This is a genomic window from Gemelliphila asaccharolytica (genome assembly GCF_001553005.1).
GTDB lineage: Bacteria > Bacillota > Bacilli > Staphylococcales > Gemellaceae > Gemelliphila > Gemelliphila asaccharolytica.
The window spans coordinates 1-3,183 of sequence record NZ_KQ959867.1; the positions used below are offsets into that span (position 1 = coordinate 1).

General features: G+C 47.6%; 2 rRNA genes. Both read left to right on the forward strand.

Features of this window, described 5'->3' with window-relative positions:
• Window positions 1-127: 127 nt before the first annotated feature.
• Window positions 128-3,010 (forward strand): 23S ribosomal RNA (locus tag HMPREF1871_RS02535).
• 58 nt (window positions 3,011-3,068) lie between these two features.
• Window positions 3,069-3,183 (forward strand): 5S ribosomal RNA (gene rrf / locus HMPREF1871_RS02540).

The window sequence follows — 3,183 nt, forward strand, 5'->3', positions numbered from 1 at the left end:
GCACAATGAAAACAGAATACATATTAATAGAGAAAGAAAGATTTACAAAAAACCGAGAAAAGAAAAGGCAAGAAATTGTCTATTCACAAGAGTTCAAGGAAAAAACGAAGCGAAAAAAGCTACACACGATTAAGTAGAAAAGAGCGCACGGAGGATGCCTTGGCACTAGGAGCCGAAGAAGGACGTGACAAACGACGAAACGCTACGGAGAGAAGTAAGTAATCAATGACCCGTAGATATCCGAATGGGGGAACCCGGCACGAGTAGAAACGTGTCACACCGAAAGGTGAGGGAACGCAGAGAACTGAAACATCTAAGTACCTGCAGGAAAAGAAAGAAAAATCGATACCCTAAGTAGCGGCGAGCGAAAAGGGAAGAGCCCAAACCAATGAGCATGCTCATTGGGGTAGAAGGACTATCAACAAAAGGCAAGAAGAAGTATAGTAGAATCGCATGGGAAGGCGAGTCAAAGAAGGTAAGAACCCTGTATACGAAATGCTTAAGAAGCCTGAGATAGCACCTGAGTACAACGGAACACGAGGAATTCCGTTGGAATCTGCGAGGACCATCTCGCAAGGCTAAACACTACCTAGTGACCGATAGTGAACCAGTACCGTGAGGGAAAGGTGAAAAGAACCCCGGGAGGGGAGTGAAAGAGAACCTGAAACCGTGTGCTTACAAGTAGTCAGAGCATCAAGAGATGTGATGGCGTGCCTTTTGTAGAATGAACCGGCGAGTTACTTTATCATGCAAGGTTAAGTGGGAGACACGGAGCCGCAGCGAAAGCGAGTCTTAATAGGGCGAATAAGTATGATGGAGTAGACCCGAAACCAAGTGATCTACCCATGGCCAGGTTGAAGTTTAGGTAACACTGAATGGAGGACCGAACCAGGACACGTTGAAAAGTGTTTGGATGAGCTGTGGGTAGCGGAGAAATTCCAATCGAACTTGGAAATAGCTGGTTCTCTCCGAAATAGCTTTAGGGCTAGCCTCGTTAAGAGTTTATTGGAGGTAGAGCACTGTTTGAACTAGGGGTCCATCCCGGATTACCGAATTCAGACAAACTCCGAATGCCAAATAAATATAAACGGGAGTCAGACTACGGGTGATAAGGTTCGTGGTCGAAAGGGAAACAGCCCAGATCGCCAGCTAAGGTCCCAAATTGTATGTTAAGTGGAAAAGGATGTGATATTGCACAGACAACCAGGATGTTGGCTTAGAAGCAGCCACCATTCAAAGAGTGCGTAATAGCTCACTGGTCGAGTGACATCGCGCCGAAAATGTACCGGGGCTAAACATACAACCGAAGCTGCGGATATAACGCAAGTTATATGGTAGGAGAGCGTTCTAACAGCACAGAAGCCAAATTGGAAGATAAGGTGGAGCAGTTAGAAGTGAGAATGCCGGTGTGAGTAGCGAAAGATAGGTGAGAATCCTATCCACCGAAAGACTAAGGTTTCCAGAGGAAGGCTCGTCCGCTCTGGGTAAGTCGGGACCTAAGGTGAATCCGATAGGAGAAGCCGATGGACAACAGGTAGAAATTCCTGTACCACCGAAAATCGATATAGAGAAGTGGGGACAGAGGAAGTTAGGCAATCGTACTGATGGAATAGTACGTCCAAGCGTAAAGTGAGCGAAGTAGGCAAAACCGCTAAGCAAAATCATGAAACGTTAAGGGGAGTGAAATACAAGTAACGAAGTTGTTGAAACTAAACTCTCAAGAAAAGCCGCTATCAAGATTAAGGTGCCCGTACCGCAAACCGACACAGGTAGTTGGGAAGAGAATTCTAAGGTGAGCGAGAGAACCATCGTTAAGGAACTCGGCAAAATGACCCCGTAACTTCGGGAGAAGGGGTGCCATAGAGATATGGCCGCAGTGAATAGGCCCAAGCGACTGTTTATCAAAAACACAGGTCTCTGCAAAACCGTAAGGTGAAGTATAGGGGCTGACGCCTGCCCGGTGCTGGAAGGTTAAGAGGAGTGCTTAGCGCAAGCGAAGGTATGAATTGAAGCCCCAGTAAACGGCGGCCGTAACTATAACGGTCCTAAGGTAGCGAAATTCCTTGTCGGGTAAGTTCCGACCCGCACGAAAGGCGTAACGATTTGGGCACTGTCTCAACGATGGACTCGGTGAAATCATAGTACCTGTGAAGATGCAGGTTACCCGCGACAGGACGGAAAGACCCCATGGAGCTTTACTGTAGCTTGATATTGAATTTTGATACAGTATGTACAGGATAGGTAGGAGCCAAAGAGACCTGCACGCCAGTGTAGGAGGAGGCGATGTTGGGATACTACCCTTGCTGTATTGAAATTCTAACCTAGAGAATAGAAAACTCAGAGACAGTGTCAGGTGGGCAGTTTGACTGGGGCGGTCGCCTCCCAAAGAGTAACGGAGGCGTTCAAAGGTTCCCTCAGAATGGTTGGAAATCATTTGCAGAGTGTAAAGGCACAAGGGAGCTTGACTGTGAGAGAGACAACTCGAGCAGGTGCGAAAGCAGGACTTAGTGATCCGGTGGTTCCGCATGGAAGGGCCATCGCTCAACGGATAAAAGCTACCCTGGGGATAACAGGCTTATCTCCCCCAAGAGTCCACATCGACGGGGAGGTTTGGCACCTCGATGTCGGCTCATCGCATCCTGGGGCTGTAGTCGGTCCCAAGGGTTGGGCTGTTCGCCCATTAAAGCGGTACGCGAGCTGGGTTCAGAACGTCGTGAGACAGTTCGGTCCCTATCCGTCGTGGGCGTAGGAAATTTGAGAGGAGCTGTCCTTAGTACGAGAGGACCGGGATGGACGTATCAATGGTGTACCAGTTGTCACGCCAGTGGCATAGCTGGGTAGCTAAATACGGACGGGATAAGAGCTGAAAGCATCTAAGCATGAAGCCCCCCTCAAGATGAGATTTCCTCCTAGATAAGACCCCTTGAAGACGACAAGGAGAATAGGTTAGGAGTGTAAGTGTGGCAACACATTCAGCTGACTAATACTAATAGGTCGAAAACTTAATCAAGTGTAAGTTTTGAATTGACAAAGTAAATCAACTAAACTATAATATGTATATGTTTTCGTCTGGTGACGATAGCAAAGAGGACACACCTGTTCCCTTACCGAACACAGAAGTTAAGCTCTTTTGCGTCAATGGTAGTTGGTCTTACGACCTGCAAGATTAGAACGTTGCCAGGC